This window comes from Alteromonas sp. ISO5, from assembly GCF_058105165.1.
The window spans coordinates 3,773,866-3,798,589 of record NZ_CM176572.1; the positions used below are offsets into that span (position 1 = coordinate 3,773,866).

At 48.6% G+C, this 24,724-nt stretch carries 22 protein-coding genes; 8 read left to right on the forward strand and 14 right to left on the reverse strand.

Translation table 11 applies throughout. From position 1 onward, the window contains the following. Positions 1-100: 100 nt before the first annotated feature. Together AC2T0J_RS16895 and AC2T0J_RS16900 are read right to left on the reverse strand one after the other, a co-directional pair. Positions 101-823: a thioredoxin family protein gene (locus AC2T0J_RS16895; protein ID WP_489806934.1), complete on the reverse strand. Its 723-nt coding sequence runs from the start codon at positions 821-823 to the stop codon at positions 101-103. Between the two features lie 2 nt (positions 824-825). Further along, a complete protein-coding gene (locus AC2T0J_RS16900) occupies positions 826-2,379 on the reverse strand; it encodes a GNAT family N-acetyltransferase (RefSeq protein WP_489806935.1) in 1,554 nt (517 codons plus the stop codon). A gap of 231 nt (positions 2,380-2,610) precedes the next feature. Here AC2T0J_RS16900 and AC2T0J_RS16905 point away from each other — a divergent pair, with 231 nt between their 5' ends. From AC2T0J_RS16905 to AC2T0J_RS16925, 5 genes are all read left to right on the forward strand, one after another. Beyond that, positions 2,611-3,276, forward strand: coding sequence for a 2OG-Fe(II) oxygenase (locus AC2T0J_RS16905; protein ID WP_489806936.1), 666 nt, complete (start codon positions 2,611-2,613; stop codon positions 3,274-3,276). 206 nt (positions 3,277-3,482) lie between these two features. Beyond that, on the forward strand, positions 3,483-5,141 hold the full coding sequence (locus tag AC2T0J_RS16910; RefSeq protein ID WP_489806937.1) for a response regulator: 1,659 nt from the start codon (positions 3,483-3,485) through the stop codon (positions 5,139-5,141). A gap of 319 nt (positions 5,142-5,460) precedes the next feature. Then, positions 5,461-6,024: an alkyl hydroperoxide reductase subunit C gene (gene ahpC / locus AC2T0J_RS16915; protein WP_489806938.1), complete on the forward strand. Its 564-nt coding sequence runs from the start codon at positions 5,461-5,463 to the stop codon at positions 6,022-6,024. A gap of 84 nt (positions 6,025-6,108) precedes the next feature. After that, positions 6,109-7,701 carry an alkyl hydroperoxide reductase subunit F gene (gene ahpF / locus AC2T0J_RS16920; RefSeq protein ID WP_489806939.1) on the forward strand — a complete coding sequence of 531 codons (1,593 nt, stop codon included), beginning with the start codon at positions 6,109-6,111 and terminating at the stop codon, positions 7,699-7,701. 202 nt (positions 7,702-7,903) lie between these two features. Then, positions 7,904-9,589: an alkaline phosphatase D family protein gene (locus AC2T0J_RS16925; RefSeq protein WP_489806940.1), complete on the forward strand. Its 1,686-nt coding sequence runs from the start codon at positions 7,904-7,906 to the stop codon at positions 9,587-9,589. A gap of 69 nt (positions 9,590-9,658) precedes the next feature. Here the strand turns inward: AC2T0J_RS16925 and AC2T0J_RS16930 are convergent, their stop codons facing one another. The 6 genes from AC2T0J_RS16930 to trxC all read right to left on the reverse strand — a co-directional run bounded on the left by AC2T0J_RS16930 (position 9,659) and on the right by trxC (position 17,119). Next, a complete protein-coding gene (locus AC2T0J_RS16930; RefSeq protein ID WP_489806941.1) occupies positions 9,659-12,016 on the reverse strand; it encodes a TonB-dependent receptor in 2,358 nt (785 codons plus the stop codon). A 164-nt stretch (positions 12,017-12,180) separates the two neighbouring features. Further along, complete coding sequence (locus AC2T0J_RS16935) at positions 12,181-12,723, reverse strand: PH domain-containing protein (protein ID WP_489806942.1); 543 nt, start codon at positions 12,721-12,723, stop codon at positions 12,181-12,183. A gap of 33 nt (positions 12,724-12,756) precedes the next feature. Next, on the reverse strand, positions 12,757-13,230 hold the full coding sequence (locus tag AC2T0J_RS16940) for a winged helix-turn-helix domain-containing protein (RefSeq protein WP_489806943.1): 474 nt from the start codon (positions 13,228-13,230) through the stop codon (positions 12,757-12,759). A gap of 743 nt (positions 13,231-13,973) precedes the next feature. After that, on the reverse strand, positions 13,974-14,225 hold the full coding sequence (locus AC2T0J_RS16945) for an HP1242/YdcH family protein (RefSeq protein WP_489806944.1): 252 nt from the start codon (positions 14,223-14,225) through the stop codon (positions 13,974-13,976). Between the two features lie 138 nt (positions 14,226-14,363). Continuing rightward, positions 14,364-16,562 (reverse strand): YgiQ family radical SAM protein, encoded by a 2,199-nt coding sequence (locus tag AC2T0J_RS16950; protein ID WP_489806945.1) that lies wholly within the window; start codon positions 16,560-16,562, stop codon positions 14,364-14,366. Between the two features lie 122 nt (positions 16,563-16,684). Beyond that, positions 16,685-17,119: a thioredoxin TrxC gene (trxC, locus tag AC2T0J_RS16955; RefSeq protein ID WP_489806946.1), complete on the reverse strand. Its 435-nt coding sequence runs from the start codon at positions 17,117-17,119 to the stop codon at positions 16,685-16,687. Between the two features lie 115 nt (positions 17,120-17,234). On the opposite strand from trxC, the gene AC2T0J_RS16960 reads away from it, so the two are divergent. Continuing rightward, entirely contained in the window at positions 17,235-17,705 is a 471-nt protein-coding gene (locus tag AC2T0J_RS16960) for an EVE domain-containing protein (protein ID WP_489806947.1), read from the forward strand. Here AC2T0J_RS16960 and dgcA read toward each other — a convergent pair. The 4 genes from dgcA to AC2T0J_RS16980 form a co-directional block, all read right to left on the reverse strand. Beyond that, positions 17,702-18,742, reverse strand: coding sequence for an N-acetyl-D-Glu racemase DgcA (gene dgcA / locus AC2T0J_RS16965; protein WP_489806948.1), 1,041 nt, complete (start codon positions 18,740-18,742; stop codon positions 17,702-17,704). The two genes, AC2T0J_RS16960 and dgcA, sit on opposite strands and share 4 nt — an antisense overlap. Further along, the gene (dgcN, locus tag AC2T0J_RS16970; RefSeq protein ID WP_489806949.1) at positions 18,739-19,737 is read right to left on the reverse strand and encodes an N-acetyltransferase DgcN; all 999 of its coding nucleotides are present in this window, start codon (positions 19,735-19,737) and stop codon (positions 18,739-18,741) included. The genes dgcA and dgcN overlap by 4 nt, the downstream gene beginning before the upstream one ends. Before the next feature lie 142 nt (positions 19,738-19,879). Next, positions 19,880-20,875 (reverse strand): adenosine deaminase, encoded by a 996-nt coding sequence (gene add, locus AC2T0J_RS16975; protein WP_489806950.1) that lies wholly within the window; start codon positions 20,873-20,875, stop codon positions 19,880-19,882. Between the two features lie 196 nt (positions 20,876-21,071). Then, on the reverse strand, positions 21,072-21,515 hold the full coding sequence (locus AC2T0J_RS16980) for a DUF3859 domain-containing protein (RefSeq protein WP_489806951.1): 444 nt from the start codon (positions 21,513-21,515) through the stop codon (positions 21,072-21,074). Positions 21,516-21,584: 69 nt separating this feature from the next. On the opposite strand from AC2T0J_RS16980, the gene AC2T0J_RS16985 reads away from it, so the two are divergent. After that, complete coding sequence (locus tag AC2T0J_RS16985; protein ID WP_489806952.1) at positions 21,585-22,592, forward strand: hypothetical protein; 1,008 nt, start codon at positions 21,585-21,587, stop codon at positions 22,590-22,592. On the opposite strand, the gene AC2T0J_RS16990 is transcribed toward AC2T0J_RS16985, so the two are convergent. Then, positions 22,532-22,900 (reverse strand): hypothetical protein, encoded by a 369-nt coding sequence (locus AC2T0J_RS16990; RefSeq protein ID WP_489806953.1) that lies wholly within the window; start codon positions 22,898-22,900, stop codon positions 22,532-22,534. The genes AC2T0J_RS16985 and AC2T0J_RS16990 overlap by 61 nt on opposite strands. Before the next feature lie 229 nt (positions 22,901-23,129). Here AC2T0J_RS16990 and AC2T0J_RS16995 point away from each other — a divergent pair, with 229 nt between their 5' ends. Continuing rightward, positions 23,130-24,419: a DUF445 domain-containing protein gene (locus AC2T0J_RS16995; RefSeq protein ID WP_489806954.1), complete on the forward strand. Its 1,290-nt coding sequence runs from the start codon at positions 23,130-23,132 to the stop codon at positions 24,417-24,419. Here AC2T0J_RS16995 and AC2T0J_RS17000 read toward each other — a convergent pair. Further along, complete coding sequence (locus tag AC2T0J_RS17000; protein ID WP_489806955.1) at positions 24,416-24,664, reverse strand: DUF6363 domain-containing protein; 249 nt, start codon at positions 24,662-24,664, stop codon at positions 24,416-24,418. The two genes, AC2T0J_RS16995 and AC2T0J_RS17000, sit on opposite strands and share 4 nt — an antisense overlap. Positions 24,665-24,724: the final 60 nt, after the last annotated feature.

Consider the following 24,724-nt stretch of genomic DNA (forward strand, 5'->3'; position numbering starts at 1 on the left):
GCGATATAATTATTTATGTAAACGGGCGCTAGGCCCTTATCCCCTGATGTTATCGCTAATTTCTGTGCAATACCAATGTTAGCGGGTACTTTTTGGCAGATTACCAGTCGATTGGTGAATAGTTGGGTGTTTTATCCCCAATTTTACCCTCCTGATGCAGCCTGATAAGGTCAGACTGCAACGCCATGCGGTATTGCTTTACTGCACGCCACCGGGAATTAAGGCCAGGCGTTGGCTGGCCGCTGTCTTCCCTGGCCAGTAATTTTCCCAGATGCTGGTAATGCTCATACAATCTGCCGGCTTGTTGATTTTCAAATGCCTCAATCTCCGGCACGAGTGGGGCAGATTGCCACTGGGTTCGCCAGTAATGCTGTTGTGATTGCAAATAGTCGTGCAGCGTCTCGGCCGACTCATCGTGTGCGCTTTGCCAGGCTGGTAAGCTTGCGCGGTTAATCACCTGCCTGGTTTTTGGATCAATCAACAGCAGTGTAGGGGTAGCAAAATACGCAGGATAGCCAAACTGGCTCAGCAATGTTTGTTTATTTTCTAAATAGCCCACGTCCACAGGCAGCAAAGCTATGTTTTCGGCTGCCGAGACCAGCGCCGGGTCATTAAAATAACCGGCCAGCGCTCGCGAGTCATGACACCATTGAGCGCCCAGCACCAGGGCAACTAGTTGTTGATTCTCCCTGGCCTGAGCGATGGTATTCTCTACTACCCTGGCTTCGTCATCATAGCGCTGATAAAAAGAGCTGGTCTCGTTGCCCGCCTGCAAAGGCCAGGCAACAATCATCACTAATACCACGGTAATTTTATGCAGCATGATCAGTCTTCGCCACCTAGCCATTCTACCCGGTAAAGATCGCGGCGACGGTCAAGGTAATTACGTACCGACCCCTCATTTTGCAGGGTCGTTAGCTTATCCAGATCCAAGTCTACAATCAGGGTCATTTCAGTGTTAGGTGTGGTTTCCGACACAATGGCATCGTGCGGAAAGGCAAAATCAGAAGGCGAAAATACCGCGGTTTGCCCGTATTGAATATCAACATTATCCACTTTTGGCAGGTTACCCACGCTTCCGGCGATGGCTACGTAGCATTCGTTTTCAATGGCCCGGGCCTGGGCACAGCGGCGGACCCGCAGGTAACCGTTCTTAGTATCGGTCCAGAACGGCACAAACAAGATCTGCATTTCCTGCTCCGATAAGACTCTGGCAAGTTCCGGGAATTCCACGTCGTAACAAATCAAGATACCGATTTTGCCGAAGTCGGTATCAAAGCAGCGCAGGTAATTGCCGCCTTTCATTATCCAGTCTTTCTTCTCGTGCGGTGTTAGGTGCAGTTTATACTGGGTTTCAATGGTGCCGTCACGTTTACACAGGTAACTGACGTTATACAACTCTTCTTCTTCGATTACCGGCATCGAACCAGCAATAATATTAATGTTGTAAGATACCGCCAATAGTGAGGTAGCAGTGAGAATTTCGTCGGTATATTCGGCCAGATGCCAGATAGCATCAATGGATGACTCAGATTCTGCCAGGCCCATTAGTGGCGCGTTAAAGAACTCCGGGAATAGCGCTACGTCACAGCCGTAGTCAGACAACGCATCAACAAAATATTCCACCTGTTGAATAAGTTCTTCCACATTTTCGAAATAACGCATCTGCCATTGCACACAGCCAATTCTGGCTGAACTCTTTTTACCACCAATCAGTTGTGGGTTGCCGGGCTCATAATAGATATTGTGCCACTGCAGTAGCGTTGCATAGCCTTTGGATGCTTTGTCTTCCGGCAGGTAAGCTTGCATGATTTGTTTAACTTCAAACCCGTTGGATAACTGAAAGGTCAGAATAGGGTCGAAAATATCTTTTGATTTTACCCGTTCGATGTATTCATAGGGCGACATTTCAGAAGCATGTTTTGCATAGTTGGGAATGCGTCCGCCAGCCATAATGGATTTTAAGTTGAGGTTACGGCATAACTCTTTGCGCGCTTCATACAGGCGGCGGCCAAGGCGTAAACCACGGTATTCAGGTGAGACAATGACCTCTACACCATAGAGCACATCACCGTTTGGATCATGGGTTGTCAGGTAGGCATCGCCGGTAATTTCATCGTAAGAATGCTTGTCTCCGAACTGGTCATAATCCACAATTACTGAAATGGCAAAGGCGACGACCTTGCCTTTATCTTCAATACAAATCTGGCCATCCTGGAAGGTAGTAATTTGGGCTTTATAGTTTTTATAGGGCCAGGCACCGCCGACATTACGGTAGACATCATCCATAAGCTCCTTAACATCCTGATAGTCGTCCAGGGTAAGGTGTCTAAGGTCGAGATGGTGTTCGGTATCTTCGGTATATAATTCGTCGTTCATTCCACTTTCTCAAAAATGACTTGGTCTGTTGGCAACATAGCATGCACCGGTGATGCACTCCAAGTTTTCCAGTTAATACAGTCCTATACACTGATAATCAATGGATTGATCAGCAGCAATGGTTTTAGCCGTTTAAAGTGAAGATAATAGCCCTGCTGAATAAAAAATAACTTGTCTAATTGCCTTTTTCAGTATATTTAAAGCGCCTGTTTAATCTGGATAATCTCTCTGTTGAGTACTTCTTTAGAAAATCATGCGCTGGCGGGCTCTGCAGCCCCACAAGAGCTATTTGAACGAATCGCTGACGACCTTTATCAGCAAGGTTACAGCATCATTCCTGCGGCGCTGCCACCGGCGCTGACTACCCGATTGGCAACCTATGCCCGGGATGCTATAAATTTTGATCCTGCCGGTATTGGTCGGGCAGGGCAGTTTCATCAGAACGAATTTGTTCGCACCGATGAAATATGCTGGATCCAGGGGACTGCAGCGGTCACTACAGCGTGGCTCAACTGGATGGATTGTCTTAAAGTGTACCTCAATAAGCGGCTGTTTTTAGGCTTGTTTTCCTATGAAAGTCATTTTGCCCATTATCCTCCGGGAAGTTACTACAAGCGTCATCTGGATGCGTTTCAGGGAGAGTCTAACCGGGTACTGTCGACTGTTTTTTACCTGAATTCTGGCTGGGCAAAGGAAGACGGTGGTGAACTGGTGATTTACCCACCGACAACGTTGGATGACGCTGTTTCAGTAACCCCACTGGCTGGCACGATGGTGATATTTCTTAGTGAAGAGTTTCCCCATGAAGTACTGCCTGCAAGGCGCGATCGGTTCTCAATTGCGGGTTGGTTCAGGGTGAACAATTCCACCGCACAACGGGTCGACCCGCCGAGATAAAACACAGAGCCTGTATAGAACAGGCTAAATAAGTCTTTGTTGATAAATATCAGTATGGTAGTTTTATAAAATTCGGGATAACATCAGGTAATACATACCCTCTGGTTTAGGGCTTCGTGCAGTGGCAGACGTGGTTAATACAGGGCTGTCGCAAGCCGGGCATTACACAGACAAGGAAAGCAATTTCGTGTTAAGTGATAGTGACAATGGATAAAATCCCATTACCGAAAGCAATTGATGAGTTAAAAGTTCTGGTTGTGGATAACCAGGCGCTTATTCACGACTTAGTCAAATCGGCCCTGTTAGAGCTGGGTGTTAAGCAGGTGAGCAGCGCACAAAATGCTTTTCATGCGGTTCGCTTGTGTCAAAAAGACACCTTCGACGTCGTCCTGTTGGCATTTAATGTGAGTAGCGATAAAGACGGATTCCATCTGTTTGAAGAGCTCAAACACAATAACTATATCGGCGACAAATCAACCGTAGTGTTCTTAAGTGCAGAAACCAGTATGGAATTGGTTAACTGTATTATCGAGTTGCAACCTGATGACTTCTGGGTAAAACCCTTGGATGCCAGCCGGGTCCAGCAGCGCTTTAATTATCTGGTGAATATCCGCCGTAAATTACATAAAGTCATGCATTGTATGGATAACAGTGATTACGCTGCGGCGATATACCATGCTGAGCGTAGCCTTAAAGATGAGGCCGTAGCCGAATATCATCCTCGCCTGAAAAGGATGATTGGCGAATGTCTGATTCATCTGCGAGATTATGCTACCGCCGAGCGCTATTTTAGCCAGCTTAAAGAAGAGTACGATCATGCTTGGATTCATATCGGCCTGGCCAAAACCCTGTTTAAGCAGGACAAAATTGATGAAGCCGAGCTGCTGATTGAAGATTTGTTGCAGCGCAATGATACGCGGTTCTTAACTTATGATTTACTGGCACAATATTATATTAGTAAAGAACAGTTTGACGTTGCCTATGAACAAGTGAAAGCGGCGAGTAAACTGGCCCCCCGTAATATTGAACGGAATAAAAAGTTGTGGGATCTGGCGCGGCTAAACCGTGACAAATACGGGCAGTTGTCGGCTGTACAGAATATGGCTAAATTTGCCAGAAATTCCATTCACGACTCACCCGAACTTGGTCTTAACGTGGTTCGCACTATGATTGATCTGGCTGCGACTGTTTCGGGCACAGAGTCGGAGAAACTGCTGCGTCAGATAACCCAAGAGATTGAAAGCTTAACCCGCGGTGACTTTATAGAGCCCGCGCTGGCCAATAAGATACTGGTTATTAAAGCCCGTGTAGAGTCGTTGAGAAATAATAAACGCGATGCCGAAAAACTGCTGAAAGAAAAGCTGCAGACTGAAGCGGTCATGAATCTGGAGGATAACCTGGATTTAATGAAGGCCTATCATGAACTGGGCATGAAAGAAGATTGTCTGGCTATTCTCGATACTCTGCGAGCGCAACTGGCGGGTGATACACTGGCCAGTCAGGTGGTGGATGAATACCTCAAACGTGAAGAAATTGAACGTCGCGAAATTAAATTTACGACTAAAGAACTAAAAGAAATGGCGGCAGTAAACTATCGCGAAAACCGGATCATCCCGGCTTACAATAATCTTTGCCAGGCGATGATTTTATCGCCCCACGATAAGTCCATAGCCCTGAGTCTGTTAAAAGTACTGGTGCAGATCAATAAGAAAGACCCCTTATCAGATAGCCAGCACGAATTTGCTGTAAGTGCTGCCGACCTGCTCAGCAAAACCAAGCTGCCTGCAAATCAGCGGCAAAAATGCGATGAATACCTTAACGCATTGTCGCTCAAAGAAATTGCCGTTCACGCTACCCCGCAATAAACATCACAGAAAACCCGCTAACTTCAGGCGGGTTTTACGTTTTTCTGATTAAATCCTATTCAAAAAGTTATTCTGATAGTTTTTTCCGAATCAGACTTTCAACAAATCCAATTATAAATCTTCAGCGTCAGTCGTTATTCTTATCCCAAGTCGAACGGAAGCGAGAAAGAAACAATCCGTAACGGTTGGATTCTCGTAACCTTAACTGCGGATCAACAGTGTGAGTATGATTAACCCGGGTGGCAAATCCCACCAGGTTAAAGTAGTTACACGGTTACTATTGAAAGCGTTAAATAAACCTAACTTCAGGAGAAAGTAAATGGCTTTAATCAACACTCAAATCAAACCCTTCAAAGCGAATGCGTTTAAAGATGGTGAACTAATCGAAGTAAGCAGCGAAGACATCGCGGGTAAGTGGGCAGTATTTGTATTCTACCCGGCTGACTTCACTTTCGTATGTCCAACTGAGTTAGGTGACGTTGCTGACAAATACGAAGAGCTGCAATCCCGTGGCGTGGAAGTGTTCTCAGTATCAACTGACACCCACTTCACTCACGCGGCATGGCATGAAACGTCAGAAACGATCGGTAAAATCAAGTTTGCCATGATCGGCGACCCAACAGGCGAAATTACCCGTAACTTCGACTGTATGCGTGAAAATATGGGGCTGGCTGACCGCGCAACTTTCGTAGTTGACCCGGACGGTATCATCCAGGCGATGGAGATCACTGCTGAAGGTATCGGTCGTGACGCAGACGACCTGGTACGTAAAGTTAAGGCAGCTCAGTATGTTGCTTCTCACCCAGGCGAAGTATGCCCGGCTAAATGGAAAGAAGGTGAAGAAACCCTCGCTCCATCACTGGACCTGGTAGGTAAAATTTAATTACCGTTTTACCCAACGAGTAATGTCGGTGCGGGCCATGGCCCGCACATTTCCTCAACCACATTATCTAAGGCAGAATTAAGTATGATTACGCAAGATATTAAAAAGGCGTTAAAAGGTTATTTCGCGTCGATGCAGAAAAACATTACATTTGTTCTGCAAACCGGCGAGCACAGCAAGCGAGACGAGCTGAAGCAGTTTCTGTCTGATGTGGCAGGAGTGAGTGACAAGATCCAGTTGGAAGAACGTGATACAAATGGCGTACTACGCAGCTCAATCAGTTTTTTACTGGAAGCTGATGGTGAAGATACCGGTATTCGTTTTTCCGGGATCCCAGGCGGACACGAGTTTAACTCGTTCGTACTGGCACTGCTGCATGCGTCAGGCACCGCACTGAAAATTGATGACAGCGTCGCCTCATTAGTGAAAGGTGTTAAGGAAGAACTAAAATTTGAAGTATTTATCAGCCTGAGCTGTCACAACTGTCCGGACGTCGTCCAGGCACTCAACCAGTTCGCGCTGCTTAACCCGAATATCTCATCAGAGATGATTGACGGCGGCCTCTATCAATCGCTGGTAGAAGAGCGCGATATTCAGGGTGTGCCCAGTGTGTATCTAAACGGTGAACTCTTTGCAAACGGCAAGGTAGACGCTGCCACACTGATCGACAAATTACTGGAATTCGACCCGAGCCTGAAAGAGGCGAACAAAGGTCAGTTATTACCCCTGCAGGACGTTACCGTTATCGGTGGTGGTCCGGCAGGCGTGAGTGCGGCAATCTACAGTGCCCGGAAAGGCCTGAAAGTGACCGTAGTAGCCGACCGTTTTGGTGGCCAGGTAAAAGACACCATGGGTATTGAAAACCTGATATCTGTGCCTAAAACCACCGGACCCGAGTTGGTTGGTAACCTTTCAGAACACATGAAAGATTACGATATCACCTTAAAAGAGCACGTTCGCGTGGACAACATCGAAAAAGGTAATATCAAGACATTGACCCTATCGTCAGGCGAACAGATAAAAACTAAGTCACTGATTGTGGCAACCGGAGCCCGCTGGAGAGAGTTGGGGATACCCGGCGAGAAAGAGAACGTAGGTAATGGTGTAGCGTACTGTCCGCACTGTGATGGCCCGTTCTTTAAAGGCAAAGACGTGGCAGTAATTGGCGGTGGTAACTCAGGTATCGAGGCCGCACTGGACTTAGCCGGTATTGTTAAGTCGGTCACCGTGTTTGAATTCATGCCAACCTTGAAAGCTGATCAGGTGCTGATTGATCAGGCTGAAAAGCGTGACAACATTACCATTATCAAAAACGTGGCAACTAAACAGATTGTGGCGGAAAACGGTAAGGTCAGCGCTATTGAATATCAGGACAGAGCGACCAACGAAGCGCATTCGTTACCATTGGCCGGCGTATTTGTACAAATTGGCCTGGTGCCCAATAGTCAGTTTATGAAAGACGTAGTTGATCTGACTCAGTACGGTGAGATTGTGGTCGACAGTAAGTGCAATACTTCTGAGCCCGGTATCTACGCCGCAGGCGATGTGACTACGGTGCCTTACAAGCAGATTGTGATCTCCATAGGTGAGGGCGCGAAAGCTTCACTGGCTGCCTTTGAATATCTGTTGTCTCATCAGACAGAAGAAGAGCTCGAAGAGCAGGCCGCCGTCGCCTGAAGTAGCTGACTTTATCTCTGTTATCATCCAAAAGCGGGCTGTCGACAGCCCGCTTTTTGCTGCCTGCCATAAACTTTGCTAATCAGCTGGCTGAGAATGCAGCATTTCTACAACAATCGTCAGACGCCTGTTCTGCGCCATGTTATCGTCATAAAGCGTTGTTACTCTGTAGAAAATTAATCAGCTAAGATAAGAGCATATTATGGATCGCAGACAATTTTTAACCTACTCCTCGTTGACCGGCACAAGCTTATTGATTGGTACTGGATTAGCCGGGTGCACAACTACTGAGACGCTGCCTGAAACGGCAGTGGATTTTACCCATGGTGTTGCCAGTGGTGATCCGCTGTCTGACGCGGTCATTATCTGGACCCGGGCCGTGCCAACAACAGGTCAGCGAGCCAAAGTACGCTGGCAGATTGCTACCGACAGCGATTTTTCGGCAATCATTGCCAGTGGTGATATCTCAGCGAGTAAGAGCAAAGACTACACTGTTAAAGTGGATGTTAAGAATCTTGTTCCGGCTACTACGTATTATTATCGGTTTTTAACGTCGAAGGGAGGGTCGGAGGTCGGCGTAACCCGCACACTGCCATCGGGGCATTTAGCTAAACTAAAACTGGGTGTTTTTTCCTGTTCAAACTATCCGGCTGGATTTTTTACCGCTTACCAACTGGCGGCACAAGATCCGACTATCGACTTTGTGTTGCACCTTGGTGATTATATATACGAATACCCGGCTGATGGCTATGCCACCGAGCACGCTGCCGAATTAGGTCGCACCTTTGCACCGGATAATCAGGGTGAGTTATATACTCTGGCGGATTACCGCAAGCGTTATGCTAAGTACAGAACAGACAAAGGTTTACTCGCACTCCATCGTAACAAGCCCTTTATCGTGGTATGGGATGATCATGAAATTGCTAACGATACGTATAAAAACGGTGCTGAAAATCATAGTTCGGATGAGGGCGACTTTTTCGCCAGACGCCGAGCGGCCATTCAGGCATATTATGAATGGTTGCCTATTCGCCCCCCACAGGGTGAAGCCAATCCGGTGATTTATCGTCAGTTTCAATTTGGCGATCTGGTTAATCTGTACATGCTGGATACCCGGGTTATTGGCCGGGATAAACAACTTAACTACAAGGATTACCAAGGCGAAAACGGTTTCGACATAAACCGTTTTCAAACCGATCTTATGGCAACCGAGCGTTCCATTATGGGCAAAACCCAGGCTGATTGGTTTGTTAATACTTTGTCAGACTCTGAGGATAAAGCGCTCTGGCAGGTGGTCGGTCAGCAATTATTAATGGCTCGAATGTACTTTCCCAGTACGACATTTTCCGGTTTGCCACGCGATAAAATAGCGGCGAATATTCAACGCCTTGCGGCACTTAAACGTCGCCAGGAAGCCGGCGAAAGCTTATCTGAAAATGAGATTCAGGCTTTGCAGCACAAGATGGCCTATAACCTCGACGCCTGGGACGGTTACCCTATTGAACAGGAACGTGTATTGCAGGCTTTCGCGGCCTGTAAAAAGCCGGTTATTGCTTTGGCGGGAGATACACACAATGCGTGGTATAGCGCGCTGACGAGTCAAAACGGGAAGAGGGTGGCAGTTGAACTCGGTGTGTCGAGTGTCACTTCGCCGGGTATGGAAACTTATCTGAGTATGGATGATGAGACCGCTACCAACGTAGCCCGGGATGTACCCGTACTGGTCAATGACCTGGAGTACTGTAACATGCACCAGCGTGGCTACCTTACCGTTGACTTTACTCATCAGGAAGCCACGGCAACCTGGGTATTTGTCGATACCATTAAACAGCCAGATGCAAGGGTTGCAGCAGAGCACACCGTAAAATTTACGCCGCAGAGTTTATAAAAACTGCTCCTAACAAACAATACCGCCCATTGCGTTTGCCGCGGGCGGTATTTTTATAACCAAGGGCGATTAGAAGTCGACGTACACTCTGACACCGATGATCCGAGGCATACCACGAACGTTGGTTGGAATACCAATGCCGCCGCCCGTATTTCCTGCATCAATCAGATATTCTTCATCAAACAAGTTGTTAGCATAAACCTCAAACGCAAATGGCGAATTTTGCTGATTAAGCTTGGCGGCAATATCCGTTAAAGCATAGGCATCCTGCGATGATCCCGGGTAATTACTGCTTTCAAAGAACACTTCCGACTGATAAGTCGTGGTCCAGTTGAGGTCCAACGACCAGGTGTCTATATCAATACGCTTATAGATGTTAAACGCACTACTTAGCTCAGGGGCTAATCTGAATTTATTTCCTGCGTAATCAAACGGGCTTCCATCAGCGGTCTTGTCGGCAAATTCTGCGTCGAGCAATCCCAATGATGCCATTATCTGCAGGCTGTCATCGGGATGATAGGCCATGGTTGCCTCAAAGCCTGACATGGTTGAGTCGCCTACCGTGACAGTGAATGATTGTAAGGTTTCAGGATCGGTATAAGACTGCTGATAGTCACTGTACTGATAGGTAAACAAGGCACTGCTAAAGGTTAAATCGGCGCTTTGATATTTTACCCCCACATCATAGCTATCGACGATCTCGGCTTTGGTGATAGACACCCCACCAGCATCCGCATTGACAACCGGAGAGCGACGGCCTTTGGCGTAATTGGCATACAGATTCCAGTTATTCGCCACATCATAACTAACGGCCAGTCGCGGTAAGGTATCGCTAAAGTCGCCTTCTCCCTCAAAGGTAAATGCACCAGCATCAGTGGTGTAGGTATTGCGGGTTTTACGGGTTTCATCGATATAGCGAATCCCTGCGGTAACGTTCAGTGCATTAGTAAGGTAGTAGGACACCTCTGCCACATAGGAAGCAATATCCAGTTCGGCTTCAAAAATATAAGGCCCCTGGATCAGGATTGGCGGGTAATCTGGGTTTGAGATTGGCGTGCCGTCCTCATTGAACAGTGCGCCTACCAACATACTGCGCAGTGCCTGAATCTCTGCCAGCGATGCATCGGTAGCAATGTTCTGGTTAAGTGGAATGGATGAGCCGGTCTCAAGTTGTTGGCGTACCGCATCAAAGGTGCCGCGAACCCAGGGATCAACCATAACGTGATAAGGCAAAATCGAATCATCCTGACTTATCGATGCCCCTATAAAACCCGATAGGTCGGCGCTATCGTATACCATGCGTACCGAGCTGCCTTTGAGTTTGGCATCGTTTTCAAAAAAGGCATCCTGAATGCGTAATGCTGAACCGTCAGCATCGAAGCCTTCTTCCACTTCGACGTCTTTGTAGAAAGCGTCGGCGCGAACACTGAGCATGCTGCTGAAGTCATAGGTGGCGGCAATATCGTAAGACTGTAGCATTCTTTCGATACCTAATTCATCGCCAAGGCTGAATTCAGCTGCGCTGTAAGGACTGGTGTCACCGCCATTTGGCGCAATAGAACCTGATTTAAAGGCGATCCCTGGCTGGTCATTGTATTCCATTGATGCGCGGGCAATTACCTCAAGCTGTTCCAGTTCTGTCCGCCATGTGGCGCGTAAAGCCTGAACAGACACGCCTTGTAAATCCTCGCTATTACAATTAACCGCCTCACCTTTATGGTTGTAGGTGTTGGCTTTGCCGTAGTAGGCTTTGTCTGTACAGGCCTGGTTTTCAACAATACCGTCCATCTCCCGATACAAGCCAGCAAGACGAAACGCATTGCGACTATTGACTGAGCGATTCAGCATAAAGGCGACTTCCTGTCCGCCTTCACTGTTGTAACCCAGCTGAACATTTCCTTCGTTAGTTTGTTCTGGCAAATTAGAGTGGATGCTCATGGCACCATTAGCCGCCGCTACGCCAAATAATGTAGGCTGCGGGCCTTTGAGCACCTCAATGCGAGCAATATCATAGAGCGCCACACTCGCTACGGTTTTTTTACTGATATCAAAACCGTCCTGGTAAACCGAAATGCGCGGCGTTGCTGAAACGGAAGACACATCGTCGGTGACGCCGCGAATATTAAAAGAGGGCAGGCTTACTGCTTGTTCCTGAATTTGCACGTTGGGTAAAACACGGGCCAGTTGATCCAGTTGCAGAGTATTGGTGCGCTTTAAATACTCGCCGCCAATGACATCCATAGTGACGGGCACTTCCATGACTGATTGCTCGCGCATTTGCGCGGTAACGGTGACTTCTTCCATGTAGTCGGCGTTTGCGTCATTGTTTTCAGCGGTAGCTGTTGCGATGTCTGCGATAGCTGGAAACGCATTGCCAAGCGAAGCGGTAAACACGGCTGCCGCTATGGCTGTTGGGGTAAATTTCATCTTAGTATATCCTTTATAATTACGAAGCCAGGCCGCAACTTAATGTAATACAAAGACAAATGGATGAACTAAAGGTTACAGACAGATAACCGTATTATGACAAACAGGATTATCCGCTGTGCAATGAGGCAGTCAGAGTGGTTAAAGCAATTTTGCGCCATCCCTCATCGGGACGATTGTTGGCTAACCAGTTGCGCCAGCATAGACTCGATACGCTTTACACTCTCGGTAAGCTCAGTTAGTTCTGAGGAGTGCGGCTCAGATTGCGATTTATCTGCCCGCGACGGTGAAGAACAATTGTCTTTCTGAGTGAGGATAGCTTCGCGAAAATCTGCAGCGCCGTCGATGCCAAGCATGGAAACTAAAGCGCCCTGGCCTGATTGCCCCGCAGTTTCGAAGCTCAAACTATAAAGCCCAAGGGCACGCATTAATGGCCCCTGACTCATGGCTACATCAGTGATCTTCTCCAGTGGAATAGACTTTTCCACTTTGAATAATACACCACGTTTCACCACCAGTTTTCGTTCGGTAAGCTCTGCCGACATTGCCCGCAGCATTCTCTCACTGATAAACAACATTAAGGGAATAGAGATTAGCAGTAGCGGAATACCAATGACGGTAAGCCCGGAGACAATCAACAGGCTGATAAGCCAGTAAGTTTTCACTTTCGGGTTAAAGCTCGCACTGCGTAATACATTTTCAGCCATGATGATACCTTGTCTGCGTTGCCTGTCGATTTGTTATCTTAGCGCATTAAGCGATTGGCCAGACAGTGTTACAGGCGAAATGACCGAATCGAATTGTAAGAGACTGTAACTTATTGTAGTAAGAAACAGGGGAATAAAATGTTGAATAGGGTTAGCGGTTGATGTCATGGAGTCAGTCTTTCCAGCGATGGAGCCACTGGCGAAAATGGTGTTTGGGTTCAAAGGTGGGGGGAGTTGATAACCCCGTTTTGGGATCGTTTCAATTTGCCATGGGGATGGTTCAGACGATGATTCAAGCTGTTTTGTTAGCCGATAGACCCGGTGGCTTATCCTGTCCTTGCTAACTACCTTGTGCCCACAGATAGATGTGCGCATATCGGTGCGGGTAACGATCTCACCTTCACTTTCTATTAGCAAGTCTAACCGGTCACCATCACCCTGTGGTGGCAGTACCCGTTTTCTGTTTATAACGTTTAGCAGAGGAAATGAAAAATAAATGACAGGCATGACGAATAAATGATGGTTACTCACTAAGTTAATGAAAAAAGGTTAGTAAAAGTTGACATCTAACCGTCATGATTTTGTCAGCGACGAACGGCTCGATACCGGCCTGCACTCATAGGGTCTGAGCAGTTGTATCGCCAGTGAAATAACCATTCAAACCACTTCAGGTGTAGGACAATGATAATTTTAGTGACGTTTTACCAGTAGGCCCGACGGTGTTATCGCTATCAACAGTATGTGGCACCGCCATGGCCGAAAGTTATCCAAAAGCGTTAGAGAAAGATCTGATGCCAGTTTGCCGAAACGCTGCTGAGGATGAGAGCACTGGTCTGCGACAAGCGGTGAGGGAGCTGACACCATCCAGCCGGATAAACACATCGACTTACCGGGTATTGGCAAACGGGCTGGTTTATCATGGTAGGTAACTCGCTGCTTTTGCCCGTTACTATGGGGCCAGCGACACCTATGCACTGCTGAAAAAATACACGTACCTTCGTGCGATTATCGACATTAAGGACGTTACTGCCAGTCGCAATGTGCCGGTTGAGATAAGTGTAAGTATGACAACCGGTAAGTAGCCGGTGCAAAGAACGCAGGAGCAAAGGGATGGAAACGTCTTTTTGCTTTTTAGTGCTTTCGATTTAATATCAGGCTGGTTATTCGATTAGGATAAGAATGTTCATTGGTAAATAAAAAACCGGAGCAAAAGTACTCCGGCGAACGGTTGGGTGTTACTTTTATTAGAATTAGTTAATGGATTCGGCTTCTTTGATAAATGTAAACAGAGCGTCTTTTAACTGCACGCGTTCGGCTTTCTTGTCATTTAAAATGTCGTCCGACGTTGGCTCTGCACCTTCTTCCATTTTACGAATAAGACTGTCGAGTTCGTTGTATTGTTCGAATAATCTGGCGAAATAGCGGTCATTCATTTTTAAATGACGAATAGTGTGCTGATGATCAGGGAATTCATGGACGAGATCATGTTTTTCAATATTCATAGTAGCTCTTATCTGGTTGTTAACAGTGGTCTTTCCACTGGCTTAAGTTTACTTTGGCAGCCACGATGTTACCTTGATTCAGGTCATGGTTTTGGTGTGGATAATCGACAAAAAGGGCGGGAATACCCGCCCGGTTAATTAGTGACTTTGCTGGTCGTTTCGTTTGGTTTTATACGGTCGCTTTTTGTTGCGAGGATTTGGACTCGCGGCATTTTTAAAGCCGGTATGTTTTGTCATGGCGCGCTCGCCACGGCGGGCCTTACTGGCCTTCTGGCGTTTTTCGCTGGCTGACTCGGGTGGCACCAAATGCTGCGGGCCACGTCCGATAAGATCTTCACGACCCATTTTAATCAAGGCCTTGCGAATTTGTGCGAAATTCTTCGGATCATGATAACGCAGCATGGCTTTGTGTAAACGACGGTGAATTTCACCTTTCGCCGACGGTACGGATTCGCTGTCTTTTTTCACTTTACGCAGCGAGTTAACCTCGGTGTGATACAGCGTGGTGGCCGTTGCCATAGGCGAGGGGTAGAAGTTTTGTACCTGGTCCAGCTTAAAGCGGTTTTCTTTCAGCCAGATAGCCAGCGCCAGCATGTCCTCATCTGTGGTGCCAGGATGGGAGGCAATAAAATAAGGGATAAGGTACTGTTCCTTGCCCGCTTCTTTGGAATACTGATCAAACAACTCCTTAAAGCGATAATAGGTGCCCATGCCTGGTTTCATCATCTTACTTAACGGGCCATCCTCTGTATGTTCCGGGGCAATTTTGAGGTAGCCGCCTACGTGATGCTTGGCCAGCTCTTTAACGTAGTTAGGATCCTCAATCGCTAAGTCGTAGCGGACGCCGGAAGCAATCAGAATTTTCTTAATACCCGGTAAATCACGGGCGCGTCGGTATAAATCGATGGTCGGCTTGTGGTCGGTGTCCATGTGTGCACAGATAGACGGATACACACAGGACGGGCGACGGCAGGTCGCTTCGGCTTTAGCACTTTTACAGCGCAAACGATACATGTTTGCAGTGGGGCCGCCGAGATCGGAGATTACGCCAGTAAAGCCGGGTACCGTATCGCGGATTTGTTCAATTTCACGAATGATTGAGTCTTCCGAGCGACTTTGAATAATCCGTCCCTCATGTTCGGTGATAGAACAGAAGGTACAGCCACCAAAGCAGCCGCGCATGATGTTTACCGAAAAGCGGATCATATCGTAAGCCGGGATCTTCGCATTGCCGTAGGCCGGGTGGGGCACACGTTGATAAGGTAAATCAAATACCGCGTCCATCTCTTCGGTTTCCAGCGGCATGGCGGGCGGATTAATCCAGATATGCCGGTCGCCGTGACGTTGCAATAGCGCCCGGGCACAACCCGGATTGGTTTCCTGATGAAGGATGCGGTTGGCGTGGGCATACAGGGTTTTGTTATCACGCACTACTTCAAATGCCGGGAGTTTTACATACACCTGTTCCCAGGGCTTACGGCGCTCGGCCGGTTGCACCACAATCGGTTTTGCCTTGGCTTCTGAGACAGGCTGACTGTCTTTATTTTCGTTTTCACCCTCGCAATCCGGTTCCATGATATACGGGCTGGGGATAGGATCGATTTTGCCAGGGCGGTCGAGGGAGGTGGAATCAACGCCTTGCCACTCAGGCAGCGGCTGCTTAACAATGATAGCCGTGCCCCGCACATCGGTAATATCGCCAATGGCTTCGCCTGCCGCCAACCGGTGGGTCACTTCCACCAATGGGCGCTCAGCATTGCCGAACATCAATAAGTCGGCTTTGGCATCAAATAGCACGGAACGACGCACTTTTTCCGACCAGTAGTCATAGTGGGCGATACGGCGCAGGCTGGCTTCGATCCCGCCGATGATAATGGGAACATCCTTAAACGCCTCACGGCAGCGTTGGGAATAAACGGTTACCGCCCGGTCGGGGCGTTTGCCGCCTTCGTTATTCGGCGTATAGGCATCGTCGTGGCGTAGCTTTTTATCCGCCGTGTAGCGGTTAATCATGGAGTCCATATTGCCAGCGGTTACGCCAAAATACAGGTTGGGTTTGCCCAACTTCATAAAGTCGTTTTTATTCTGCCAGTCGGGCTGGGCAATAATGCCCACCCGGTAACCGTGTGCTTCCAGCAAGCGACCGATGATGGCCATTCCAAAACTGGGATGGTCGACATAAGCGTCGCCAGTGACCAGAATAATATCGCAGCTATCCCAGCCCAGCTCGTCCATTTCGGTCCGGGACATGGGTAAAAAAGGCGCGCTACCGTAGCAGTGTGCCCAGTATTTAGGATAAGAAAACAGGCCGCGATCGGCTTTTATGGTTGCTTGCATGGAATTCTTCAGAGGGTTGTGAAAACGAATGAATTATAGCAAACATCCACGACCGAAAATAGCCAGGTGAGTTATTAAGCCCATCAGCCGTGAAGCAAATTTCATAACGCCGATAACGTCTGTTATCTGATGACCTGTTGCGCCCATTGAATAAGCTGTCCTGCTGACATAGCGCCGGCCTGGCGGTTGACTTCACGGCCTTGTTTAAACACCAGCAGACTAGGAATACTGCGAATCGCAAATTGCTGGCTTAACATAGGGTTAGACTCGGTATCAATTTTGGCGAAGATGGCCTTACCTTGTAACTGTGTCGCCGCCTGGGAAAAGGCTGGCGCCATCATTTTGCATGGGCCACACCAGTCGGCCCAGAAATCCACAATCACCGGCAGGTCTGATTTAGCAATAAAGCGCGCGAAGTCAGCCTGCGTTAACTCAATCGGGTGTGCTGGCAGTAATCCGTGTTTGCATTTACCACAGACGGGGTTGTCCTGAAGGCGTGCCCTAGGACTGCGATTGAGACTCTGACAGTGGGGGCAAACAATATGGACGGCACTCATGTTATTACTCCTATAAGCTTTTGCTTATATATTGTGTGTTTTTTCTCTTTCTCAAGGGCTGAATTGTGATCCCCTCTGACTTATACTCTGCGCCTGGCAAATACGGAGAACACTCATGCAATACTGGCTGTTTAAATCTGAACCGGATGTGTTTGGTATCGACCATTTAATCAACCGGCCGAACCAAACCGAGCCCTGGGATGGGGTACGAAATTATCAGGCGCGTAATTTTTTACGTGATGAGGTAGGCGTGGGTGACAAAGTATTCTTTTATCACTCCAGTTGTAAAACGGTGGGGATTGCAGGTATTGCTGAAGTGGTTAAAGCAGGTTATCCCGATGCCAGCCAGTTTGATCCTGAGTCAGATTATTACGATCCGAAAGCCACGCCAGAGAAGCCACGTTGGTACAGTGTGGATGTGAAATATGTAAGCAAATTTGCCCAGGTATTGCCGTTAAGCGTGATAAAAGACTGCCCGCAAATTACCGAGTTGGGCCTGGTGAAAAAGGGCCATCGCTTGTCTGTGATGCCAGTAACAGACAGCGAATGGCACATCTTGCTACAGCTTGCGGGACGTCAAATTTAATCCGGTAGTTCGCCCCATAACCGGCTCAGATCTTGTTGCCCGTATTGGCCGGGTAAACCCCATAAAAACGGTTCCGGCTGCACCATACGGCCATTGTCGAAAGTAAATCCATCAGCCCGGTCCTCGGCGACCAGTAAGGGCCCGTCCAAATCGACAAATTGCACATCGGCGCACAGGGCATAGGCTGGTGCCATGGCCAACGAGGAGCCTACCATACAACCAATCATGATCTGCAGATTGTGCTGTTTAGCACTGTGGTAAGCGCGAATCGCTTCGGTTAGGCCGCCGGTTTTATCCAGCTTAATATTGACCGCCTGATAATACTTTGCCAAACGTTCTATATCTGCGCTCACGTGGCAGGATTCATCGGCACATAGGATAACCGGACTATTCAGGCCTGCCAGTTGTTCATCAGCGTCGGCGGCAACTGGTTGCTCTATCAGCGCAACACCGAGTTTTGCCATCTCCGGCAGCAATTCATTGAGCATCGCTACCTGCCAGCCTTCGTTGGCATCGACAATCAACCGGCTTTGCGGCGAGGCTTCGTGTATGGCAGCCAGGCGTTCAATCACCTGATGTTCATCCAGTTTAATTTTAATCAGCGGGGCATTTTTTATTGCCAGCGCCTGGTTTTTCATGCCTTCGGGCGTGTCAATGCTGAGTGTTTGTGCGGTTGTGCAGCGTTGGCTAACCCTCAGGTTGGCGAGGCTGACCACCGACTTGCCTTTTACTTTGGCTTGTAAATCCCACAAAGCGGCGTCGAGTGCGTTACGGGCTGAGCCGGCTGGTAACAATGAAAGCAGGTCTGTGGTGTCTCCGACATGGGCAAAGGCAGCTTTGACCTCTTCAAGTTGTGCCAGCACCGAGTCGATTGACTCGTTGTAGCGGGCATAGGGGACGGATTCTCCCCAGCCGTAATAATGGCCGTCACTGACGACCACTGTAATCACATCGGCCTGGGTTTTTGCTCCCCGCGAAATACGGAATTCCCGGGCCAGCGGAAATGACTCAGCAAAGGCTTTAAACGTCAGACTCATTTTAGTGCCTCCACCAGTGCGTTAACGCCGTGGCGAATTGGATCGACACATGGCAGTCCTAATTGTCTGGTAATGTCCTGACAATAAGCTAACGCTTCTTCCTCACTAACCGTCGAGGTATTGACTGAAACGCCAACCACTTTAACGTCTGGATTAGTGATCCGCGCGGCCGTAAGATTCATTTCAATAACCTGTTCAAGACCCGGCAGCGGACGACCGGGCAGAGCCCGCATGTGGTCACGATTCAGAGCATGACAAATTACCAGTGCGTCGGGTTGTGAACCGTGCAGCAGGCCTAAACTTACCCCTGCGAATGCCGGGTGATACAACGAGCCCTGGCCTTCAATTAAATCCCAGTGATCGTCGTCATTAGCCGGGCAGAGTGCTTCGACACTGCCGGAGATAAAATCCGATACCACGCAGTCTACAGCGACACCTTCACCGGCAACCAGGATGCCGCTTTGTCCGGTGGCGCGGAAGGTGGCTTTCATGCCCTGACTTTGCATGCCTCGGGCGAGGCTCAGTGTGGTGTACATTTTACCCACCGAACAATCAGTTCCGACGGTAAGCAGGCGCTTGCCCGAGCGTTTTACACCGGTACCGGTTTTAAATTTGGTAGTGGGGTGGCGGATATCTATCAGGCGACGGCCGAGCGCATCCGCTTTGTCGGCCACTTCAGGAATATCGGTCAGTTTATCGTGCAGACCATTGATAATGTCCATGCCAGCGTCAAGGGCGGTAATAATCGACGCTATCAGTAACGGATCGAGCACACCACCGCTATTAGCAAAACCCAGTACGAATGCTTTAGCGCCTCTATCTGCACCTTCTTCAATGGTCATGGTCGGCAGGCCGGTGCTCACAGTGCAGCCGGGCAGGGAGTATTCTCCCACACACATGTCCGGGCTCCAGTCTGCTGCGCTCTTGGCCATTTTAATGCTGAGCGGATCCGTGGCGTTGCCGATAAAAAGTAAATAAGGGGAAGGCAGGTTCATGATAACTCCTTGAACAGAGGTCACATAAGGTGACTGAAGAAGACGATTACATTGGTGCAGTACCCTAAAGCCATCTACTAATGAATTCCAGCGTTATTCTTCATTAATAAATTGCTTCAGGAGTTGCTACCTGTGGTCGTCCTTAACAATAGGCGTTAAGTTGATCCAGATAAACCTGTTTATCGTCCTCGGGTAACCAGGTTACGGTAAAGGCGTTAGCCATCAGCGTTTTAAGCTCATCGCGGCTGAAGTTACCTTCTTGTTGGAGAGCAATGAGGTTTTCATTCATGTATGCCCGAAAATAAGCCGGATCATCTGAGTTAATGGTGGCCAGCATGCCTTTATTCAGCATCTGGCGAATTTCATCGGAAGTTAATGATTGCACCACAAACTGATTAGACACCGGGCACACGGTAAGACCCAGCTTATGGCTCTTGATCAGTTCGCACAGTTGCTCTGATTCCAGCGAGTTTACGCCGTGATCAATGCGATCCACGCCAATTATCTCGATAACCTGTCTGATGTGTTCCAGCGTGTTGTTCTGGTTTACATCGCAGTGCATGGTAAGCTTGAGACCCCATTCTTTGGCCAGTTTAAAGACCTCACGAAACTTCACCGGTGGATTGTTGTGCTCATCGGAGTCAAGCCCCACCCCTACCAGCCAGCCAAGGTACGGTTTGGCCATTATCAGATGTTCCATCGCACTTTCGGCCGACATATCGCGTAAAAAACACATAATCAACTGGCTGCGGATCCCCAGTTTTTCTTCTGCTGCCATCTGGGCTTTTCTTATCCCGGTAATGACCGTATCGAAACTTATTCCCCGACTGGTATGGCCCTGAGGGTCAAAGAATATCTCGGTATATACCACATTTTGCGAGGCAGCCTTTTCCAGATAATCCCAGGTTAACTGGTAAAAATCGGCTTCGTCGATCAGCACACTCATGCCGGCATAATAAATGGTAAGAAAAGAGGGTAAATCGTGGAAATCGTAAGCAGCGATCAGCGCTTCAGGGGTATCGTAGGGGAGTTCGATGTTATTTTTTTTAGCCAGGGCAAAGCTGAGCTCGGGTTCCAGTGTGCCTTCAATATGGACATGCAACTCTGCTTTTGGCATGCCTTCGATAAATGCTTGCATACATACTCCGTATTCTTGTTAGATGGTATTTATCGGGTTTTATGGAGATCATTCGGATGAGTTTTGCAAGTATTATTCCCTCATAGACGATATTCTAACCATTTGTTTCAAAAGGGATTATTATTCCTTGTGAGCGCTCGGATGTGTCACAACGGTGCAAATCTGCCCGAAAACAAGGCAATACGCCGTTACACTTTTAACGGCGTAACCTGGGTTTGCCCCGTTGCCAGAATTGCGCGCCGTCGTAGGGCAGGTCATCTTCTACTATAAACGTTTTGTCGGCAATCAACCGGCCATTAAGCTCAAGGGTCATCCGCCAGTCTCCCACTTTATTGTCGAGCGGCTGCCAGAGCGTATCGCCGAGATAAAAATCCCAGTCATTAGAGCGGATGTATTCCTCGCCGTCGAAAGGGGGCATGGGCACGCCGTCTTCGTCTGGGATGTCCGGATGGTAGATGCAATAGCGAACTTGCTGATTCTTGGCCCGTTTTATGTTAACAATAAAGCCAAATTCAATATCCAGTTCTAATGGAATATGATTGGTGAACGTCTTGATTTTAGGCAATGCTTTGGCGTCGGCATCCCACTTGGTGTGAATACCATAAGTGACTATTTCAATAATGGGTTTTGGCTTTGCCATGTCGAGCTTTTTTAATTGTATGATAATTTTAATGTTAGCAAATTTAACCAAGGATTTCTGCCCCAGCCTATGAAAACAAGCATCATTTCCGCGCTGTGCTTTGCCAGCTTGCATCCCATGGTTCAAGCCGGTGTAGCCGTTCATCAGTTAGACAATAATGTCTCGTTTCAGGCTGTCACCTGGCAACAGAGTTACGCCATTGCTTCAGGAACCGCCGGCGGAATTTATATGTCCAGGGATGATGGTGAAAGCTGGCAGCAGGTGCCACCCCCTCCGGGCTCAGACAACAGGCAATTTCGTGATAATCAACGGCTCGACAATGGTCGCCTGGTGGTGATGAGTGCCGGGGAAGGACGGGACTCCGCTGTGTTTGTCAGCGATGATAATGGCAAGCACTGGCAGCAGGTGTCACAGGGGGAGCAGGAAAGCACATTTTATGACTGCTTTTATATGACCTCGCTGACCATGGGCTGGTTGTATGGCGACTCAGATGGGCAGGGCTTGTTTGTGATGGCGACCACAGATGGCGGATTAAACTGGCAAAGACAGTCTCTGCCCATGAAAGCGCAGTCTTCTGAAGGCGGATTTGCCTCCAGTGGTACCTGCCTGAATGACGCTCCTGAAAGAGGAATTGTCATAGGCACCGGCAATGGCAAAACGCCGCGTTTACTATTACTCGAAGGAAATCAATGGCAAAGCATTGAAAGCCCAATTGCCGGCGGTGAGGCCGGTGGGATTTTCTCCGTGCAGGCAACAACTAACACCGTGTTTGCCAGTGGCGGCAGTCTTCAGCTTGCCGGAGAGCCGGCCAAGACCTGGCTATATGACATCGATAGAGGCAACTGGCAAGCATTGCCTGAATTACCTCTTAAAGGCGCCGTGTATGGCTCAGCCTTATTGCCTACAACCGAAGGTGTGGAATATTGGGTGAGTAATCCTGAAGGCGTTGCCGTGCTTAAGCCTGCGGTGGAGGAATGGCAAATCATCAGCCAACGCAATATCTGGAGCCTGGCCTGTCAGGCAGAAAAGGGCTGTATAGGAGTGGGGAAAAACGGCATAGTGGAGTTGTACAGATAAATCATTAGCACAAATAAAAAGCGCCCGAAATCGGGCGCTTTGGTTGTAGCTGTTTGGCTGGTGAACTGGCTGAGCATGGTGCCATTTTGATCGACCCGGCTAACGGTACCGCGATTCGCATCGCCATTATTGGCAATTAAGAATACGCCTTCCGGTAATCCCGGGGCGCCATCTGTACCATTATTACCGTCAGCACCGTCCATTCCAGGCGGGCCGGTATCGCCGTCATCCACCCAGCCGCCAAGCGCCAGAGTCAGTGATAGCACAATCATCGACGGACCTAAGCTCCAGTGATATTTTGTATTCATATTCCGTATCTCCTTGTAGTGGTTTGACTGCCATATTGCAAAGTGATTAAAAGCAGCCGTCATAAGCCAAACGAGCAGGATGCGGAATTGGATAGGGGTTGGTGAAAATATCTTTCTGAAAAATATAAAGATATAAATGAATAGTTGAAATCAATCCGTTCTCCCTTGCGTAGTGGCTATGTGCCTATACATCAGTATCAGCAACAGATCCCGAAAAGAGATGAAAGCGATGGATAAAGCGGCACAATTAACCCAGGCAAAACGACAGGCGGGACTCTGGCTACTGGGCGCGGCTGCGCTGTTTATTTGTATAAGCCTGTGGCAAACCCTGCAGCCGTCGCTGAGCAACCATACCGTTTTGGGGTTAGTTAAAATGATGGCCGAAGCGGCGCTGGTGGGCGGCCTGGCGGATTGGTTTGCAGTGAGTGCGTTGTTTCGACCCATCCCGGCGTTTAAACCGATTCCACATACCAATATTGTGGCCCGCAATCAGCGTACGATTGCGGCTAATCTTGCAGGATTCGTTAAAGAGAAGTTTTTCCATGAACAGGCCATTGAGGCTTTGGTTGCCCGCAGTTCGCCGGCCAAAGCCATGGGATTATGGTTAGCTCAGACCGATAATGCCACGCGACTCGCTCATTATGTGGCCGACAGTCTGACCGGTTTGCTTAATGTGATTGACGACACTCCGATTCAGCAAGCGCTGCGTCGCTCGGTAGACCGGGGATTGCGAAAGCTCCCCATGGCCGCTCTACTGGCGGGGTCACTACGGGTGATGACCCGAAATAATCGCCATCAGCAACTGGTGGACAAACTCATTGAGAAGTTAGCCGGGGCATTACAAAGCGAGGACACCCAGGCATTGATTGCTGAAAAGCTGAATATCTGGTTGAAAACCGAATATCGCCGGCTGGAGAAGATCCTACCCTCCGGCTGGTTAAGTGAGCAGGGAGCGGGAATCGCGGTCAGCGCGGTGAGTCATACCCTGCAGGATATTAATAATGATCCGGCGCATCCGGTTCGCCAGGCGTTAAACGAGCAAATCACGCGCTTTATTGACGGGCTGGAAACGGATCCTACTGCGCAGCAAAAGCTCGAGGATTTTCGTAATAAGTTGTTGGAAAGCGACGCGCTGCACAATTATTTGCAGCGGATCTGGCAGGATATTCATGACTGGTTGAGTGCTGATCTGGCTAAATCTGAGGGGCAGGTGGCGGCCCGGCTTAGCCGTTTATTCAGGGATAGTGGCGCGCGGTTATTGGCAGATGCCGATTTACAATTGGCGGTGAATCATCATATTGGCGTCGCGGCCCGCTATATCGCCCCGGAACTGGCCGATTTTCTTACCGATCATATCCGCCGTACCATTGAAAGTTGGGATGCCACAGACATGGCGCGCCAGATTGAGCTGAATATAGGTAAGGATCTGCAGAAGGTGCGCATAAACGGCACTCTGGTTGGCGGCCTGATAGGCGGTGTGCTGTTTACCCTGGAGTATGCTATCAGTCAGCTTGCTTAGGCGGCCTGCGTAAATTTTCTGAAATATTGCTGCGCACACTGACGGCCCATACGATAACCTTTTATTAGTCTGGCCTTATTCATGGTTAGCCGTTTTACCGGAAAGTCAGGCGGTGGGGCAATTACCTGGAGCTGACAATCAGCCGGTGGATTGGCGATAAACGCCAGGGTGTTGTTATAGATGGTACTGCGCTGGTGGATGGTGTTGATGAGAGCGGGGTAATCGGCAAACATCTTATCGGTCATCCACGGTGTTTTTTCTTCTGGTTTCTGATAACCCCGGGACTGGGATAAAATGACGGTAAT

Coding starts and splice junctions, on each gene's coding strand:
- AC2T0J_RS16895 (WP_489806934.1), bottom strand. CDS start 823: ATGCTGCATAAAATTACCGTGGTATTAGTGATGATTGTTGCCTGGCCT.
- AC2T0J_RS16900 (WP_489806935.1), bottom strand. CDS start 2,379: ATGAACGACGAATTATATACCGAAGATACCGAACACCATCTCGACCTT.
- AC2T0J_RS16910 (WP_489806937.1), top strand. CDS start 3,483: ATGGATAAAATCCCATTACCGAAAGCAATTGATGAGTTAAAAGTTCTG.
- ahpC (WP_489806938.1), top strand. CDS start 5,461: ATGGCTTTAATCAACACTCAAATCAAACCCTTCAAAGCGAATGCGTTT.
- ahpF (WP_489806939.1), top strand. CDS start 6,109: ATGATTACGCAAGATATTAAAAAGGCGTTAAAAGGTTATTTCGCGTCG.
- AC2T0J_RS16925 (WP_489806940.1), top strand. CDS start 7,904: ATGGATCGCAGACAATTTTTAACCTACTCCTCGTTGACCGGCACAAGC.
- AC2T0J_RS16930 (WP_489806941.1), bottom strand. CDS start 12,016: ATGAAATTTACCCCAACAGCCATAGCGGCAGCCGTGTTTACCGCTTCG.
- AC2T0J_RS16935 (WP_489806942.1), bottom strand. CDS start 12,723: ATGGCTGAAAATGTATTACGCAGTGCGAGCTTTAACCCGAAAGTGAAA.
- AC2T0J_RS16940 (WP_489806943.1), bottom strand. CDS start 13,230: ATGCCTGTCATTTATTTTTCATTTCCTCTGCTAAACGTTATAAACAGA.
- AC2T0J_RS16945 (WP_489806944.1), bottom strand. CDS start 14,225: ATGAATATTGAAAAACATGATCTCGTCCATGAATTCCCTGATCATCAG.
- AC2T0J_RS16950 (WP_489806945.1), bottom strand. CDS start 16,562: ATGCAAGCAACCATAAAAGCCGATCGCGGCCTGTTTTCTTATCCTAAA.
- trxC (WP_489806946.1), bottom strand. CDS start 17,119: ATGAGTGCCGTCCATATTGTTTGCCCCCACTGTCAGAGTCTCAATCGC.
- AC2T0J_RS16960 (WP_489806947.1), top strand. CDS start 17,235: ATGCAATACTGGCTGTTTAAATCTGAACCGGATGTGTTTGGTATCGAC.
- dgcA (WP_489806948.1), bottom strand. CDS start 18,742: ATGAGTCTGACGTTTAAAGCCTTTGCTGAGTCATTTCCGCTGGCCCGG.
- dgcN (WP_489806949.1), bottom strand. CDS start 19,737: ATGAACCTGCCTTCCCCTTATTTACTTTTTATCGGCAACGCCACGGAT.
- add (WP_489806950.1), bottom strand. CDS start 20,875: ATGCAAGCATTTATCGAAGGCATGCCAAAAGCAGAGTTGCATGTCCAT.
- AC2T0J_RS16980 (WP_489806951.1), bottom strand. CDS start 21,515: ATGGCAAAGCCAAAACCCATTATTGAAATAGTCACTTATGGTATTCAC.
- AC2T0J_RS16985 (WP_489806952.1), top strand. CDS start 21,585: ATGAAAACAAGCATCATTTCCGCGCTGTGCTTTGCCAGCTTGCATCCC.
- AC2T0J_RS16990 (WP_489806953.1), bottom strand. CDS start 22,900: ATGAATACAAAATATCACTGGAGCTTAGGTCCGTCGATGATTGTGCTA.
- AC2T0J_RS16995 (WP_489806954.1), top strand. CDS start 23,130: ATGGATAAAGCGGCACAATTAACCCAGGCAAAACGACAGGCGGGACTC.
- AC2T0J_RS17000 (WP_489806955.1), bottom strand. CDS start 24,664: ATGACCGATAAGATGTTTGCCGATTACCCCGCTCTCATCAACACCATC.